Genomic DNA, 16,731 nt, shown 5'->3' with positions numbered 1-16,731 from the left:
CCTGCGAGTAAGCGCCGTCGCGCCATCCTTATAATCTTTTCAGCCCTTTCTGACCAAAGAACCACGCTTTTCCTACTGAACGCTACACTCATTTTCAGGCTGCCTGGTCACGACACCCACCGCACCATTCGGCCAACGCAAGGAGGCTTGATGAACGATGAGCTGCAACACCTGAAAAACCTTGGCAAGACGTCAGCGCAGTGGCTGCATGCGGTGGGCATCCACAGCGCGTCCGACTTGCGTCGCCTGGGGGCGGTCGACGCTTACCGAGCCGTGCGCACGCGCGGGTTTCGAGCTTCGAAGGTTCTGCTGTATGCCATTGAAGGGGCATTGATGGATGTGCACTGGAACGACATACCCACCGAGCGCAAGGAGGCCTTGAACCGTCAGCTTGAAGCGATCTCAGTGCATCAGAAGAACTAGAGTGGCACTCAAACCCAGTGTTTACGGGCATTACAAACGAGCGTTTGAGAAAAATGGATGAAGCAGAAAAACAGATGTTGACTCTCAAATGAGAATCGTTATGATTATCACAACTGGTCGCGAGATCAGCCGATAACTGAAAGACCATTGGTTCGGACTCTCAGATTATCTCCTCATCAGGCTAATCACGGTTATTTGACCCGGCTCTTGCCGGGTCTTTTTTTGCCCGCGAATTAACCGGCCTCAGCGCGCAATGATCAACGGATGCCCACGCTCCGGATGCGGCTGTACCAATACATCCAGACCGAATACAGCCTTGAGCGGCTCTGGTTGCAGGACGTTAGAGGGCGTATCCAGCGCGTGGGGGCGGCCGTTTTCCAGCAACAGGATCCGGTCGCAGTAACGCGCCGCCAGGTTCAAGTCATGCAGGATGACCAGCACCGCAGCGCCTCTGTCGGCAAAATGCCGGATAGCTTGCAAGGTGGTGTGTTGGTGCAGAGGGTCGAGCATCGATGTGGGCTCATCCAGCAACAACGTCTGCCCTGCCTCACCCGGCCATAACTGCGCCAATACCCGTGCCAGGTGCACACGCTGCCGCTCGCCGCCCGACAAGGCCAGGTAACTGCGCCCACTCAGGTGGCCTACATCAGCAGCCTGCAGCGCGGCGTTGATGATTTCGTCGTCGCGCACTCGCCCGGTCTGATGAGGCAAGCGGCCCATGCCCACCACCTCTTCGACACGAAAGGCAAAGTCCAGGGTGGAGGATTGTGGCAGCACCGCCAGGCGCTGGGCACGTTGCACACCTGTCATGTGCTTGAGCGCCTGCTGATCCAGCCACACCTTGCCCTGATCCGGCTGCAACTCCCCGCACAGCGCTCCAAGCAAGGTACTTTTGCCGGCGCCATTGGGGCCCAGAACGCCCAGCACTTCGCCCGGCAATAGGTCCAAGGTGATATCGGCGAGCACGGTCTTACCACCGCGCCGGATCTGCAACGCTTCTACCCGCAACATCAGGCGCGCCCTCGTAACAATAAATAGAGGAAAAACGGCGCACCGATAAACGCAGTGACAATACCGATCGGCAGTTCCGCCGGCGCTAACGCCAGGCGCGCCACCAGGTCCGCAAACAGCAGCAGGCTCGCACCCGCCAACACCGAGGCCGGTAACAACACCCGATGATCCGGCCCAGCCAGCAGCCGCACCAGATGCGGTACCACCAACCCGACAAAACCAATCATGCCCGCCGCTGCCACTGCGGCGCCAACGCCCAAGGCCGTGCAGAACACCAACTCGCGCTTGAGCCCCTCGACATCAACACCCAGATGCTTGGCCTCGGACTCACCCAGCAACAGCGCGTTCAGCGCCTTGGCCCGGCGCGGCAACCATAGCGCCACGCCCGCACTCACCAGCAACAAGGGCCACAACCGCGAATAACTTGCACCATTGAGGCTGCCCAGGTTCCAGAACGTCAGGGTGCGCAAGGTGGCATCGTCTGCCAGATAGGTAAACAGGCCCACGGTCGAACTGGCCAGGGCCGTCAGCGCAATACCGGCAAGCAACATCGTCGCGACATTGGTCTGGCCATTGCGACGCCCCAGGCGATAGACCAGTGCCGTGACGCCCAGGCCACCGAGGAAGGCGCACAGCGACAACAGGTACGGCCCGAAAGCATCCGGCAGCCCGCCAAATAGCGAGCCACCGACAATCGCCACCGCCGCTCCCAGCGCTGCCCCGCTGGACACGCCGACCAAGCCAGGATCGGCCAGCGGGTTGCGGAACAACCCCTGCATCGCCACGCCCGACAATGCCAGCACACCGCCGACCGCCAGCCCCAACAGGGTCCGCGGCAGGCGAATCTGCCCCAGGATCAACTCGGCCTGCTCCAACCCCTGGGCCTCTATCGGTACGCCCATTAGTTTCAGCGCAGCCCTGAGCGTGTCCACTAACGGCAGGCTGACCGGCCCCAGTGCCAATGAAAGCCAGATCGCCAATACACACAGCAGCGACAGCCCAATAAACAGCGTTTTTGGCTTAACCAGAGTGGTCATGGAGCAGGCTTAGGCTGGGACGGATAAAAACCGGCAGACAGTTTCTCCAGGCTTTGCGGCAATCGGGGCCCAAGGCCACCTACCAGCAAGGTCGGATCCAGCTCAAAGACGCGGCCGTTCTTGGCTGCCGGCGTAGAGGCAAGGATCGGGTTTTCTTTGAACAAGGCTGCGCGCGCCGCGTCACCGGTCAACGCGCGATCGGCAAACACCAGCACCTCAGGGCTCAACCCCGCCAGCGACTCGACGGAAAACGGTTTATAGCCGGTGTGCGTGGCCAGATTACGCCCTCCAGCCTGCTGCAACATCCAATCAGCGGCCGTGTCCTTGCCCGCGATCAGCGGCTTGCCACCGGCATGGCCGAGCAGCAACAGCACGCCTGGAGCTTTTTGCGTGGCCTGGGCCTTGACCACCCAATTTTTTTGCTGTGCCAGCGCCTGCTCATACCCGGTAAACAGGGCATCAGCCTGGGCCTCACTGCCGAGCAGTTTCCCCAAGTGTTCGAGGTTGCCTTTGAGCGTGGGCAAATCCGGCTGGGCCGAGAACATATCCACCTGCACCCCGGCACTGCGAATCTGTGCCAGCACCGGCGGTGGTCCCATTTCCTCCGTGCCCACAAGGATTTGCGGGCGCAGGCTGAGAATGCCTTCGGCTGACAACTGTCGCTGATAACCAATGCTTGGCAAGGCCTTGAGCGAGGCGGGATGCTGACTGGTGGTATCCACTCCCACCAACTTCGATTCACCGCCCAGAGCCGTCACCCACTCCGACAGCGCCCCGCCAGCACTGACCCAGCGTTGCGGCAGTTCAGAGGCGTGCACCCCAGGGTTGACCAGCAGTGAAGCAACAAGCGCAATAGCGCTGGTACTCAGGCGCATAACAGGGTTTCCTTCCTAGGGCAGGGCCACTCAAGCACTCATTGATGTGACAGATAACCCCTGCCAGGCATCGTATTGAGCACCCAGTCAGCTGACGGGCGAAGCAGGCATTTGATAATTGTTTGCATTTGAACGTCAAGGCACTTAAGGATTGAAATGAAGTTTCTCTGCGCCTCAGGCGACCTCACCCCCAACAGCAGCCGCGGTTTTGATATCGATGGCCACAGGCTGTTGGCGGTGCGTCGGGACGGCACTGCGTACTTCTATCTCAACCGCTGCCCCCATCGTGGGATCCCACTGGAATGGCAACCTGATCGCTTCCTCGACGACAGCGCCAGCCTGATCCAATGCGCCACCCATGGCGCGTTGTTCCTGATTGAAAGCGGCGAGTGCATCGCCGGGCCCTGCGCAGGCCAACACCTCACTGCCCTGCCCGGTCGCGAAGACGAACAGGGATTGTGGGTCGATCTCTAGTCGCCCAGCAGCACCTTCAACCGACGCTCGACGTAAATCTCCTGCGGCGTGACCCGTACGCCGTAGGCGAGCACCTCCACACCTGCAGCCTTGGCCTCACGTAGCGCCGCCGCATAACCGGCGTCGATTTCCACAGCCGGGCGCACCGCGTCGATCCCCGACAGGTTCACGCAATACAACTGCACCGCCCGTATACCGTCGCGCGCCAGGTGGGCCAGCTCACGCAAGTGCTTGGCACCGCGCTGCGTCACCGCATCGGGGAAAGCCGCCACTGAGCTGCCATCAAAGCCCAGGGTGACGCTTTTGACCTCGACAAACGCAGCACCCCGGGGGTAATCCAGGCGAAAGTCGATGCGACTTTTCTCCTGGCCATAAGGCACCTCACGCTTCAACGCAGTGAAGCCGTTGAGCTCAGTGATCACACCGGCCAGCAAGGCTTCTTCCACCAACTGGTTGGCACGCGCGGTGTTGACGCACGCCAGCCGGCCCTGGGGCGTTTCGGCAATTTCCCACGTGCCCGGCAGCTTGCGCTTGGGATCCGTAGAACGGCTGAACCAGACCTGGCCACCTTCGACCATGCAGTTGAGCATCGAACCGGTGTTAGGGCAGTGAATGGTGAGCAACTCGCCGGTAACGGTTTCGATATCGGTGAGAAAGCGCTTGTAGCGGCGGATCAGCCGCCCTTCTTCAAGAGGAGGATTAAAACGCATCAGCCTTGCCAACTCCGCAAACCACGGGCAATCCGCTCCACCGCTTCTTGCAGCCGATCAAGGTTTTGCGTGTAGGCAAAACGCACATGGTGCCCCGCCTGGTAGCGACCGAAATCCAACCCCGGCGTAAAGGCCACATGTTCGGTTTCGAGGAAATACCGGCAAAACGCGAAGGCATCGCCGCCGAACGCGCTGATATCGGCATACAGATAAAAAGCACCTTCGGGCTCCACGGCGATACCGAACCCCAGCTCACGCAGGGCCGGCAGCAGGAAGTCACGGCGGCGGCCAAATTCGGCACGGCGCTGCTCCAGAATCTCCAGGGTTTGCGGGGTGAAACAGGCTAACGCGGCATGCTGAGCCATGCTTGGCGCACTGATGTAGAGGTTCTGCGCCAATTTCTCCAGTTCACCCACCGCTTCAGGGGGCGCCACCAGCCAACCGAGGCGCCAGCCGGTCATGCCGAAATACTTCGAAAAACTATTCAGAACAAAGGCGTCATCATCGACTTCCAGCACGCTGGCCGCGTCGGTGCCGTAGGTGAGGCCGTGATAAATCTCGTCGACCACCAAATGACCGTTGCGCGCCTTGATGGCGCCCGACAGCCCAGCCAGCTCGTCCCGGGTGAGGATCGTGCCGGTGGGGTTGGCGGGCGATGCCACCAGTGCGCCGACACTGTCCTGGTCCCAATGCCTGGCCACCAGATCGGCGGTCAACTGGTAGCGTACGTCTGGGCCGACCGGCACCAACTGCGCCGCGCCTTCCACAAGGCGCAGGAAGTGTCGGTTGCAGGGGTAGCCTGGGTCCGCCAGCAGCCAATGTTTACCCGGATCCACCAGCAAACTGCTGGCCAGCAACAATGCGCCGGAGCCACCGGGGGTGATCAGGATGCGTTGCGGGTCGATGCTCAAACCGTAGCGTTGCTGGTAGAAACCACTGATGGCTTCGCGCAATTCGGGCAAGCCGCGGGCGGCGGTGTAGCGCGTCTTACCGTTTGCCAACGCGGCTTGGCCGGCCTGGATGATCGGCTCGGCGGTGGTGAAATCCGGCTCGCCGATTTCCAGGTGGATCACGTCGTGACCGGCGGCCTGCAGCTCATTGGCACGCGCCAGTAACGCCATGACATGAAAGGGTTCGATGGCGCGACTACGCGCACTGTAGGGCTGAGCCATTAGCCTTCCTTAGACGGTGAGGACAAAATCTGGATTCTACCGAACCCTCACGGTAAAACATGCTCTATTGCCTGATTGGGGCTGCAAGTGCACCCTGCGCACGCTCGTAAAACAGCTAAAATCAATATTCGAGGCGATACATACCCAGTCATGGCGGGCTGCTGCGGTTTGCAACCCCTTTGCCCTGGGCCTCGACAACCGGGAGTAGCGCACCCTGAATCTATCTGGTAAGTTCGCCCGCTTGCAGCCGCAGGGCCGGCAGGTGTCGGTGACGTTGCAATCCTGCGCAATGGATTAGAAGAGTGAGAGGCGGTCTATTCATGTCCACCCAAGCAAAGCAACAGCAGACTCAAGGCCTCGGCGGCTTCGAACCCTATGTCGAAAAAAAGGGCGAGGAGTACATGGGCGAGCCCATGCGCGAGCACTTCACCAAGATCCTCAACAAGTGGAAACAGGACTTGATGCAGGAAGTCGACCGTACGGTTGACCATATGAAGGATGAAGCGGCCAACTTCCCTGACCCGGCCGATCGTGCCAGCCAGGAAGAAGAGTTCGCCCTCGAACTGCGCGCCCGCGATCGCGAGCGCAAGTTGATCAAGAAGATCGACAAGACCCTGCAACTGATCAAAGACGAAGAATACGGCTGGTGCGAATCCTGCGGCGTCGAAATCGGTATTCGCCGACTGGAAGCCCGCCCAACCGCAGACCTGTGCGTAGACTGCAAGACCTTGGCTGAAATCAAGGAAAAACAGGTCGGCAAGTAACGTTGCCGAGTTGAACGAATGGAGCGTGCGAACGCTCCATTTTTGTTTCTGGCGTTTATCGGTTATGCAGTAGTATCCGGGCCATGACAGCCTCTACCTATATTGGGCGTTTCGCCCCCACACCCAGCGGCCATTTGCACTTCGGCTCCCTGGTTGCCGCCCTTGCCTCCTACCTCGATGCGCGCGCCCACCAGGGCCGTTGGTTGATGCGCATGGAAGACCTTGACCCTCCGCGTGAAGAGCCCGGCGCCCAGGCGGCGATTCTGCATGCGCTGGAAAGCTACGGCTTTGAATGGGATGGCGAACTGGTTCGCCAGAGCGAGCGGCATGATGCCTACGCCAAAGTACTGAACGATATGTTCAACCACGGCCTGGCCTACGCCTGCACCTGCTCGCGCAAGCAGTTGGAGCCCTACAACGGGGTTTACCCAGGCTTGTGCCGCAATGCCGGCCACGACCAGCAACACGCCGCCATCCGCCTGCGCGTGCCCGAGCTGGAATACCACTTTACCGACCGTGTGCAGGGCGAGTTCCGGCAGCATCTGGGCCGCGATGCCGGCGACTTCATCATCCGTCGCCGCGACGGCCTCTACGCCTACCAACTGGCGGTGGTGCTCGACGACGCCTGGCAAGGGATAACCGATATCGTGCGCGGCGCCGACCTGCTCGACTCCACACCGCGCCAGCTGTACCTGCAAGAGCTGCTTGGCCTGCGCCAGCCACGTTACTTGCATGTACCGCTGATCGTGCAGCCAGACGGCAACAAGCTGGGCAAGTCCTACCGCTCTCCACCGTTGACAGCCGACCAGGCCACGCCTTTGCTGCTCAGAGCACTGCGCGCCCTTGGCCAACAGCCCGACGCGCAACTGCTGTACGCCAGCCCACGAGAACTGCTGGATTGGGGCATTGCGCACTGGGACGCCACCCGCATCCCGCGCACGCTGACCCTGGCCGAAACGCAATTGAGTTGAAGGCGCTTGCAGGTTGCCAGCCATCCGTTAACATCGCGGCAGATTTTTAATCAGAGGCCAACATGTACATCTATCGTTTGGTCCTGCTGCTGGTCGTCGGGATCTACCTGTTCTCCCCCGCCATCATGGATTGGTGGATCGACGCCACGGGCGCCTGGTATCGCCCTTATCTGCTATGGCTGATCCTGATCGTCGTGACCTTCATCCTGCAGAGCCAAAAAGATGCCGATGAGCTTTAGTCTCACCCAGATGCTGCTGATCAGCGCCGCCTACCTGGCTGCGTTATTCGGCGTGGCCTGGATCAGTGAGCGCGGAATGATTCCGCGGGCGATCATTCGCCATCCGTTGACCTACACCTTGTCCCTGGGCGTGTACGCCAGTGCCTGGGCGTTCTACGGCACGGTGGGGCTGGCCTATCAGTACGGCTACGGCTTTCTCTCCAGTTACCTGGGGGTGTCCGGCGCGTTCCTGCTGGCGCCGGTGCTGCTGTACCCGATCCTGAAAATCACCCGGACGTACCAGCTGTCTTCCCTGGCGGACCTGTTTGCCTTTCGCTTTCGCAGCACCTGGGCCGGCGCGCTGACCACCATCTTCATGTTGATCGGCGTGCTGCCGTTGCTGGCCCTGCAGATCCAGGCGGTGGCCGACTCCATCAGCATCCTGACCCGAGAGCCCGTGCAACATCGGGTTGCCCTGGCGTTTTGCGCGCTGATCACCTTGTTCACCATCTTCTTTGGCTCTCGCCATATCGCCACCCGCGAGAAACACCAGGGCCTGGTGTTTGCGATTGCCTTTGAGTCGGTCATCAAGCTGATCGCCATCGGCGGCGTCGGCCTTTATGCGCTTTACGGCGTGTTCGACGGGCCGCAACAGCTGGAGCTGTGGCTGCTGCAAAACCAGACCGCCCTCGCCGCCTTGCATACCCCCTTGCAGGAGGGACCATGGCGTACGCTGCTGCTGGTGTTCTTCGCCTCGGCGATCGTGATGCCGCACATGTACCACATGACCTTCACCGAGAACCTCAACCCGCGCTCGCTGGTCAGCGCCAGCTGGGGCTTGCCGCTGTTCCTGTTGCTGATGAGCCTGGCGGTGCCGCTGATCCTGTGGGCTGGCCTGAAACTGGGGGCCACCACCAACCCCGAGTATTTCACCCTGGGCATCGGTATTGCTGCCAACAGCCCGGCCCTGGCGCTACTGGCGTATGTCGGGGGGTTATCGGCCGCCAGCGGGTTGATCATCGTCACCACCCTGGCACTCTCGGGCATGGCGCTCAACCACTTGGTACTGCCGCTGTACCAGCCGCCGGCCGAGGGCAATATCTACCGTTGGTTGAAATGGACCCGACGCGCGCTGATCGTCGCGATCATCATGGCCGGTTACGCGTTTTATCTGCTGCTGGGCGCCGGGCAAGACCTGGCCAACCTCGGCATCGTCGCGTTTGTCGCCACCTTGCAATTTCTGCCGGGCGTGTTGTCGGTGCTGTACTGGCCGACTGCCAATCGCCGTGGCTTTATTGCAGGGCTGCTGGCCGGGATCCTGGTGTGGACCGTGACCATGCTGCTACCGCTGGTCGGCAATCTGCAGGGCTTCTATATCCCGTTGCTGAACATGATTTACGTGCTGGACGACACCAGTTGGCACATGGCGGCCATCGCCTCGCTGGCCGCCAACGTACTGATGTTCACCCTGATCTCGCTGTTCACTAACGCCAGCGCCGAAGAAACCAGCGCCGCAGAAGCCTGTGCGGTAGACAACGTACGCCGCCCGCAACGCCGCGAACTGCATGCGGCATCGCCCCAAGAGTTCGCCACGCAACTGGCCAAGCCCCTGGGCGCCAAGGCCGCACAAAAGGAAGTCGAACAGGCGCTGCGCGACCTCTACCTGCCATTTGACGAGCGCCGCCCCTATGCCCTGCGCCGCCTGCGTGACCGTATCGAAGCCAACTTGTCCGGTTTGATGGGGCCGAGCGTGTCCCAGGACATGGTGGAAACCTTCTTGCCCTACAAGGCCGGTGGCGAAAACTACGTCACCGAAGACATCCACTTCATCGAAAGCCGGCTGGAGGACTACCACTCGCGCCTCACAGGCCTGGCCGCCGAACTCGACGCCCTGCGCCGTTACCACCGCCAGACCCTGCAGGAACTGCCGATGGGCGTGTGTTCCCTGGCCAAGGACCAGGAAATCCTGATGTGGAACAAGGCCATGGAAGAACTCACCGGCATCGCCGCCCAGCGGGTGGTGGGTTCGCGCCTCAATACCCTGGGCGATCCCTGGAAAGAGCTGCTGCAGGGTTTCATCAACCTGCCGGACGAGCACTTGCACAAACAGCACTTGGCCCTCGACGGCCAGACCCGCTGGCTCAACTTGCACAAAGCGGCCATCGACGAACCTCTGGCGCCGGGTAACAGCGGCCTGGTGCTGCTGGTAGAAGACTTGACCGATACACAGATGCTCGAAGACAAGCTGGTGCACTCCGAACGCCTGGCCAGCATTGGGCGCCTGGCGGCCGGCGTGGCTCATGAAATCGGCAACCCGATCACCGGTATCGCCTGCCTGGCGCAAAACCTGCGGGAAGAGCGCGAAGAAGACGGGGAAATCACCGAAATCAGCGGGCAGATCCTTGAACAGACCAAGCGGGTTTCACGCATCGTCCAGTCGCTGATGAGCTTTGCCCACTCCGGCGCCCATCAGAATCAGGACGAAGCGGTGTGCCTGGCCGAAGTCGCGCAGGATGCCATTGGGCTGTTGGCCTTGAACCGGCGCAATTTCGAAGTACAGTTCTTTAACCTGTGCGATCCGGACCATTGGGTCGATGGCGACTCACAACGCCTGGCCCAGGTGCTGATCAACCTGCTGTCCAACGCCCGCGACGCGTCGCCGGCCGGCAGTGCTGTACGCGTCAAGAGCGAGGCTTTCGAGCACACGGTCGACCTGATCGTGGAAGACGAAGGCAGCGGCATTCCACAGAACATCATGGACCGATTGTTCGAACCCTTCTTCACCACCAAGGACCCCGGTGAAGGTACCGGTCTGGGCCTTGCACTGGTCTATTCCATCGTTGAAGAGCATTATGGACAAATCACCATCGACAGCCCGGCTGACACACAAAGCCAACGCGGCACCCGTATCCGGGTGACCTTGCCGCGTCATGTCGAAGCGACGTCCGCTGTGAACTGAGACCGTCGAGAGAATTGAATCAATGCCGCACATTTTGATCGTCGAAGACGAAACCATTATCCGCTCTGCCTTGCGTCGCCTGCTTGAACGTAATCAGTACCAGGTCAGCGAAGCCGGCTCGGTGCAGGAAGCCCAAGAGCGATTCAGCATTCCCACGTTCGACCTGATTGTCAGTGACCTGCGCCTGCCAGGCGCCCCGGGCACCGAGCTGATCAAGCTGGGCCAGGGCACCCCGGTGCTGATCATGACCAGCTACGCCAGCCTGCGCTCGGCGGTGGACTCGATGAAGATGGGCGCGGTGGACTACATCGCCAAGCCTTTCGATCACGACGAGATGCTCCAGGCCGTGGCCCGCATCCTGCGTGACCGTGTGTCGGCCAGCAGTGCGCCTGCCGAGCCACGCCCCACCGGCAAGACCAGCGGCGCCGAAAAACCAGGTGCCAACAACAGCAATGGCGAGATCGGCATCATCGGCTCCTGCCCTCCGATGCAGGACTTGTACAGCAAGATCCGCAAGGTGGCGCCGACTGACTCCAATGTGTTGATCCAGGGCGAGTCGGGCACCGGCAAAGAGCTGGTGGCCCGCGCCCTGCACAACCTGTCCAAGCGCGCCAAGGCGCCGATGATCTCGGTGAACTGCGCGGCGATCCCCGAATCCCTGATCGAGTCCGAGCTGTTCGGCCACGAGAAAGGTGCGTTCACTGGCGCCAGCGCCGGGCGTGCAGGCCTGGTGGAGGCCGCGGACGGCGGCACCTTGTTCCTTGATGAAATTGGCGAGCTGCCCCTGGAAGCCCAAGCGCGTTTGCTGCGCGTGCTGCAGGAAGGCGAAATTCGTCGCGTGGGTTCGGTGCAATCGCAGAAGGTCGATGTTCGATTGATCGCGGCGACACACCGAGACCTGAAGAGCCTGGCCAAGATCGGCCAGTTCCGTGAGGACTTGTATTACCGCCTGCATGTCATCGCGCTCAAATTGCCGGCCCTGCGCGAGCGCGGCGCCGACGTCAACGAAATCGCCAACGCGTTCCTGTTGCGTCAAGGCGCACGCATTGACCGCACCGACCTGAAGTTTGCCGCGGACGCCGAGCAGGCGATCCGTCACTACTCGTGGCCAGGGAACGTGCGTGAGCTGGAGAACGCCGTCGAGCGCGCCGTGATTCTGTCGGAGAGCCCGGAGATTTCTGCCGAGTTGCTGGGCATCGACATTGAGCTCAGCGACCTGGATGACGACGACTTCATCGGCCTGGCCCCGCAGCAGGGCGGCGGTAGCAATACCAGCCATGAGCCGACGGAAGATTTGTCACTGGAAGACTACTTCCAGCACTTCGTGCTCGAGCATCAGGACCATATGACCGAGACCGAACTGGCCCGCAAACTGGGTGTAAGTCGCAAGTGTTTGTGGGAACGGCGTCAGCGCCTGGGCATTCCACGGCGCAAGACCGGGGTGGCCAGCGAAAGCTGAGAGCGCAGCCCCACAGGTAACACCTGTTGATGTGAAAAAACTGTTACCGCTGACTTTTCACGTAACAAAAGCCGGGGCTTACGGTAACGAAGCCCCGGCTTTTTTTTGGCCCTCAATCTGGCGAAACCAGCCCAAACCCCCGGTTTTGCTGGACGGCGCAAAAGTTGGCACGCACCCTGCTATATGCTTAGTACAAAAACAATAACAAGCTTTGTACAAGACAATAAAAATAAGACGAATCGACTCACGCATAACAAAAACAACACGGCGGAGGCGCAGCTAACTGATTCTTTTGGAGAGGCGTTGCATTTGGGGCTTGCCCCGCAACCAGGCCGAGAACAACAAAAACTGCCCTAAGGCAGAGCCTGAACTGGTTGGATCGTAGATCAGCAACACAGCGACCAAAGCAATCCGTTTGCTCTTGACTCCCGATTGGGAGTGTCATGAAGGTGAAACTTCGTGGCGAGGGCGATCAACAAAAACAAGAAGCCCGACATCAATAATAAAAATAGAGCACGCAACTACTTCTGGGGGAGCTTCGGCTCCCCTTGTAGTTTCCGGGATTTGACCTGCAAACGCTTATGGCGCAATGCCTTTAGCTTGTTCCTACACCATCCCCTGACTAAATGCTAGAATCCCCGCCCATCATGCGGTCATTCTTCGTTATGGCCGAACATTCCTTCAAACAGTGCATCCCATGCTGAAGAAGTTGTTCCAGTCATTCCGTTCTCCCTTGCGTCGAACGCAACACAAACGCAGCACGCCTGAAGTGCTCAATAGCAGCCAGCATTCGCTGCAGCGCGCTCAATTCAGCCGTTATGCAGTGAACATCGTCGAACGTTTGCAGAACGCCGGCTACCAGGCCTACCTGGTGGGTGGCTGCGTACGCGACATGTTGCTCAACATCACGCCCAAGGATTTCGACGTCGCCACCAGTGCCACGCCTGAACAAGTGCGCGCCGAGTTTCGTAATGCACGAATCATCGGCCGGCGCTTCAAGCTGGTGCATATCCACTTTGGTCGCGAAATCATCGAGGTCGCAACGTTCCGCGCCGGTCACCCGCAAAACGATGAAGAGGAGGACACCAACCAGTCTTCCCGCAACGAGAGCGGGCGCATCCTGCGCGATAACGTCTATGGCACCCTGGAAGAGGACGCGCAACGTCGCGACTTCACCATCAACGCCTTGTATTACGACCCGGTCAGCGAGCGCATCCTCGATTACGCCAACGGCGTACACGACATTCGCAACAACCTGATCCGGCTGATCGGCGACCCGACGCAGCGCTACCAGGAAGATCCGGTGCGCATGCTGCGTGCCGTGCGATTCGCCGCCAAGCTCAACTTTGGCATCGAAAAACACACCGCCGCACCGATTCGCGAACTGGCGCCGATGCTGCGGGAAATCCCCTCGGCACGCCTGTTTGAGGAAGTGCTCAAGCTGTTCCTTTCGGGCTACGCCGCCGACACCTTTGAAATGCTGGTGGACCTGCAGTTGTTCGACCCCCTGTTCCCGGCCAGCGCCGAGGCCTTGGAGTACAACCCGACGTACACCCACACCTTGATCAGCGAAGCCTTGATCAACACCGACCTGCGCATCAAGCAAAACAAACCGGTGACCCCGGCGTTCCTGTTTGCCGCCTTGTTGTGGCCGGCCCTGCCCAAACGCGTACTGCGCCTGCAGGACCGTGGCATGCCGCCGATCCCGGCCATGCAGGAAGCGGCTCACGAGCTGATCGCCGAACAGTGCCAACGCATCGCCATCCCCAAACGTTTCACCATGCCGATCCGCGAAATCTGGGACATGCAGGAGCGCCTGCCACGCCGCAGCGGCAAGCGCGCCGATCTGTTGCTGGACAACCCGCGCTTCCGTGCCGGCTACGACTTCCTGCTGCTACGCGAAAGCGCGGGCGAGCAGACCGATGGCCTGGGCGAATGGTGGACCGATTATCAGGACGCCAATGACAGCCAGCGCCGCGAAATGATTCGTGAACTGGGCAGCAAAGGTGATAGCGCCGGCGAAGGCCCGAAAAAGCGTCGCCGCAGCGGCACCAAGCGTAAACGCAGCAGTGCCGATGCCTCGGGCGCTGCGGGCGAATAAACGTGGAACGTATCTACATCGGCATGGGCAGCAACCTGGCTGCCCCGGAGCAACAATTGCGCAGCGCGATCGAGGCGCTGGCGCAATTGCCTGGCACTCAGCTCGCCGGTGTGTCCGCCTTCTATCAAAGCGATTCACTGCTGCCCGGCCAGCCGCCCTACACCAACGCCGTTGCGGCGCTGGACAGTCACCTGGCGCCATTGGACCTGCTCGACGCGCTGCAAGCCATCGAAAACGATCAGGGCCGCGAACGCCTGGAACGCTGGGGCCCGCGCACCTTGGACCTGGATATCCTGCTGTTCGGTGATCGCCTGATCGATGAGCCGCGCCTCAAGGTGCCGCACTACCAGATGCATCTGCGCGCGTTTGTGCTGTATCCGTTGGCTGAGTTGGCGCCAGCCGACCTGCAGCTGCCTGACGGCCAGCGTTTGAGCGACCTGCTCACCGCCTGCCCGTTCGTCGGCCTGGAACGCCTCCCTCAAGAATGACCCGGTCAATGTGGGAGCTGGCTTGCCTGCGATGCAAGCGACCCGGTGTATCAGCCACACCGAGGTGATGCCATCGCAGGCAAGCCAGCTCCCACATTGGATTCAGTGCGGCCAAAACCGTGCTCAACTTGCTGAATCGCGTCAGTAACAGCGGTAACACCGCCATCGTAACAATGCGGTAACACATCCAATTGACTTCCCGTGTCCTCCTCACGACTATAGGCGTCCCGCTGCCGCCAACCCGGCGCGACAGGGCGCAATCCAGGCCTTATAAGCACTGCTTTCAAGACAGTGCGCCTGTATAAACGAAGACTCACGCGCGTTACTCGCTGTTTCCAAGCGCCTGAACGAGGACCCTTTCATGCCAGACATTACCCTGACCACCTTGCAGAGCCTCAAGCTCAAAGGTGAAAAAATCACCATGCTGACCTGCTATGACGCCACCTTCGCCCACGCCAGCTGCCAGGCTGGCGTCGAAGTGCTGCTGGTGGGCGACTCCCTGGGCATGGTTCTTCAAGGGAATGACAGCACGCTGCCTGTGACCACCGATGAACTCGCCTACCACACCGCCAGCGTCAAGCGTGGCAATGATGGCGCCTTGATCATCGCGGACCTGCCGTTCATGGGTTACGCCACCCTTGAGCAAACCTTCCTGAACGCCGGCAAGCTGATGCAGGCGGGCGCGCATATGATCAAAGTCGAAGGTGCCGTGTGGCTGGCCGAGTCGATCCGGTTGCTGGCCGAGCGCGGCGTGCCAGTGTGCGCGCACATGGGCCTGACACCGCAGTCGGTCAACATCCTCGGTGGTTACAAGGTCCAGGGCCGCAATGAAGCCCAGGCCCGCCAGATGCGCGCCGATGCTATTGCACTGGAACAAGCCGGTGCTGCGATGATTCTGCTGGAGTGCGTGCCGAGCGAACTGGCCGCCGAAATCACCCAGGCCGTCAAAGTGCCCGTGATCGGGATTGGCGCAGGTTCCGCCACTGATGGCCAAGTGCTGGTATTGCACGACATGCTCGGCCTGTCGATCACCGGCCACGTACCGAAGTTCGTGAAGAACTTCATGGCCGGCCAGGACAGCATCCACGCGGCCCTGAGCGCCTACGTCAGCGAAGTCAAGAATGTAACTTTCCCAGGTATTGAACACGGGTTCTCGGCATGAACACCGTTAAAACCGTCCGCGAACTGCGGGCTGCCGTAACCCACGCCCGCAGCGCCGGCAAACGCATCGGCTTTGTGCCCACCATGGGTAACCTGCACAGCGGCCACGCCACCCTGGTGACCAAGGCCGCGCAGCAAGCGGATTTCGTAGTGGCGAGCATTTTCGTCAACCCGCTGCAATTCGGCGCGGGCGAAGACCTGGACAAATACCCGCGCACGTTGGCCGCCGACCAGGAAAAACTCCTGCAGGCGGGCTGCAACCTGCTGTTTGCGCCCACGGTCGAGGAAATGTACCCCGATGGCATGAACGGCCAGACCCGAGTCAGCGTGCCACAGCTGTCCGAAGGCTTGTGCGGCGCCAGCCGCCCAGGGCACTTCGAAGGCGTGGCCACGGTGGTCAGCAAGCTGTTCAACATGGTCCAGCCGGACATGGCCGTATTCGGCCAGAAGGACTACCAGCAGTTGGCGGTGATCCGCGCCATGGTCCGCGACCTGAACATGCCGATCCAGATCATTGGCGAGCCTACCGTGCGCGCCGAGGACGGCCTCGCGCTGTCATCACGCAACGGTTACCTCACCGAGGAGCAACGTGCGGTCGCGCCAGTGCTGTACCGCGCGCTCAGCCAGATCGCCACGGCCATCCAAGGCGGCGATCATGATTTTGCCAGGCTTCGCGCCGAGCACATTCAGCAGATTGAAGCCGCAGGGCTGCGCATGGACTACCTGGAAGTGCGCCAAGGCGTACATCTGCGCCCGGCCACGGCTGAAGATCGTGATGTGGTGATCCTGGTCGCCGCTTATCTGGGGGCAACACGCCTCATCGATAACCTGCACCTGAACCTCGCCTGACCCCCGCTTTACCCTCAACCTGTTGCCCCGGCGGCTGTGCCGGTATAAAAAAGTACCGG

Annotated in this window: 16 protein-coding genes; 11 read left to right on the top strand and 5 right to left on the bottom strand. The window is 60.7% G+C overall.

From position 1 onward, the window contains the following. Positions 1–150: 150 nt before the first annotated feature. Positions 151–423, top strand: coding sequence for a TfoX/Sxy family protein (locus BT199_RS23235; protein ID WP_003194139.1), 273 nt, complete (start codon positions 151–153; stop codon positions 421–423). A gap of 243 nt (positions 424–666) precedes the next feature. On the opposite strand, the gene BT199_RS23230 is transcribed toward BT199_RS23235, so the two are convergent. From BT199_RS23230 to BT199_RS23220, 3 genes are read right to left on the bottom strand one after another with little or no spacing between them, the layout of a single operon-like run. Continuing rightward, positions 667–1,434 carry a heme ABC transporter ATP-binding protein gene (locus BT199_RS23230; protein ID WP_014719935.1) on the bottom strand — a complete coding sequence of 256 codons (768 nt, stop codon included), beginning with the start codon at positions 1,432–1,434 and terminating at the stop codon, positions 667–669. Continuing rightward, positions 1,434–2,471, bottom strand: a complete 1,038-nt coding sequence (locus BT199_RS23225) for a FecCD family ABC transporter permease (protein WP_014719936.1) — start codon at positions 2,469–2,471, stop codon at positions 1,434–1,436. The genes BT199_RS23230 and BT199_RS23225 overlap by 1 nt, the downstream gene beginning before the upstream one ends. Beyond that, a complete protein-coding gene (locus BT199_RS23220) occupies positions 2,468–3,346 on the bottom strand; it encodes a heme/hemin ABC transporter substrate-binding protein (protein ID WP_072435532.1) in 879 nt (292 codons plus the stop codon). The genes BT199_RS23225 and BT199_RS23220 overlap by 4 nt, the downstream gene beginning before the upstream one ends. Before the next feature lie 156 nt (positions 3,347–3,502). On the opposite strand from BT199_RS23220, the gene BT199_RS23215 reads away from it, so the two are divergent. Continuing rightward, on the top strand, positions 3,503–3,820 hold the full coding sequence (locus BT199_RS23215) for a Rieske (2Fe-2S) protein (RefSeq protein ID WP_014719938.1): 318 nt from the start codon (positions 3,503–3,505) through the stop codon (positions 3,818–3,820). Here the strand turns inward: BT199_RS23215 and sfsA are convergent. Both sfsA and BT199_RS23205 read right to left on the bottom strand, forming a co-directional pair. Further along, positions 3,817–4,530 (bottom strand): DNA/RNA nuclease SfsA, encoded by a 714-nt coding sequence (gene sfsA / locus BT199_RS23210; protein ID WP_072435531.1) that lies wholly within the window; start codon positions 4,528–4,530, stop codon positions 3,817–3,819. The genes BT199_RS23215 and sfsA overlap by 4 nt on opposite strands. Beyond that, positions 4,530–5,702, bottom strand: a complete 1,173-nt coding sequence (locus BT199_RS23205) for a pyridoxal phosphate-dependent aminotransferase (protein ID WP_032895289.1) — start codon at positions 5,700–5,702, stop codon at positions 4,530–4,532. The genes sfsA and BT199_RS23205 overlap by 1 nt, the downstream gene beginning before the upstream one ends. A gap of 320 nt (positions 5,703–6,022) precedes the next feature. Here BT199_RS23205 and dksA point away from each other — a divergent pair, with 320 nt between their 5' ends. From dksA to panC, 9 genes are all read left to right on the top strand, one after another. Then, positions 6,023–6,466, top strand: coding sequence for an RNA polymerase-binding protein DksA (gene dksA, locus BT199_RS23200; RefSeq protein WP_003194150.1), 444 nt, complete (start codon positions 6,023–6,025; stop codon positions 6,464–6,466). Between the two features lie 83 nt (positions 6,467–6,549). Continuing rightward, entirely contained in the window at positions 6,550–7,437 is an 888-nt protein-coding gene (gene gluQRS, locus BT199_RS23195) for a tRNA glutamyl-Q(34) synthetase GluQRS (protein ID WP_072435530.1), read from the top strand. A gap of 62 nt (positions 7,438–7,499) precedes the next feature. Then, positions 7,500–7,676 (top strand): hypothetical protein, encoded by a 177-nt coding sequence (locus tag BT199_RS27075; protein WP_003176118.1) that lies wholly within the window; start codon positions 7,500–7,502, stop codon positions 7,674–7,676. Beyond that, complete coding sequence (locus tag BT199_RS23190; protein WP_003194154.1) at positions 7,660–10,614, top strand: sensor histidine kinase; 2,955 nt, start codon at positions 7,660–7,662, stop codon at positions 10,612–10,614. The genes BT199_RS27075 and BT199_RS23190 overlap by 17 nt, the downstream gene beginning before the upstream one ends. Positions 10,615–10,636: 22 nt before the next feature. Further along, entirely contained in the window at positions 10,637–12,073 is a 1,437-nt protein-coding gene (locus tag BT199_RS23185) for a sigma-54-dependent transcriptional regulator (RefSeq protein ID WP_014719942.1), read from the top strand. 697 nt (positions 12,074–12,770) lie between these two features. Then, positions 12,771–14,174: a polynucleotide adenylyltransferase PcnB gene (locus BT199_RS23180; protein ID WP_003194157.1), complete on the top strand. Its 1,404-nt coding sequence runs from the start codon at positions 12,771–12,773 to the stop codon at positions 14,172–14,174. A gap of 2 nt (positions 14,175–14,176) precedes the next feature. Next, a complete protein-coding gene (gene folK / locus BT199_RS23175) occupies positions 14,177–14,662 on the top strand; it encodes a 2-amino-4-hydroxy-6-hydroxymethyldihydropteridine diphosphokinase (RefSeq protein ID WP_032902683.1) in 486 nt (161 codons plus the stop codon). A 361-nt stretch (positions 14,663–15,023) separates the two neighbouring features. Continuing rightward, a complete protein-coding gene (gene panB / locus BT199_RS23170) occupies positions 15,024–15,824 on the top strand; it encodes a 3-methyl-2-oxobutanoate hydroxymethyltransferase (RefSeq protein WP_014719944.1) in 801 nt (266 codons plus the stop codon). Continuing rightward, a complete protein-coding gene (gene panC, locus BT199_RS23165; protein ID WP_014719945.1) occupies positions 15,821–16,672 on the top strand; it encodes a pantoate--beta-alanine ligase in 852 nt (283 codons plus the stop codon). Before panB ends, panC begins: the two co-directional genes overlap by 4 nt. Positions 16,673–16,731 lie beyond the last annotated feature (59 nt).

Source organism: Pseudomonas sp. NFR02 (genome assembly GCF_900119375.1).
GTDB lineage: Bacteria > Pseudomonadota > Gammaproteobacteria > Pseudomonadales > Pseudomonadaceae > Aquipseudomonas > Aquipseudomonas paracarnis.
The sequence above is the reverse complement of the archived record's forward strand: the minus strand, read 5'-3'. Positions and strand labels throughout refer to the sequence as shown.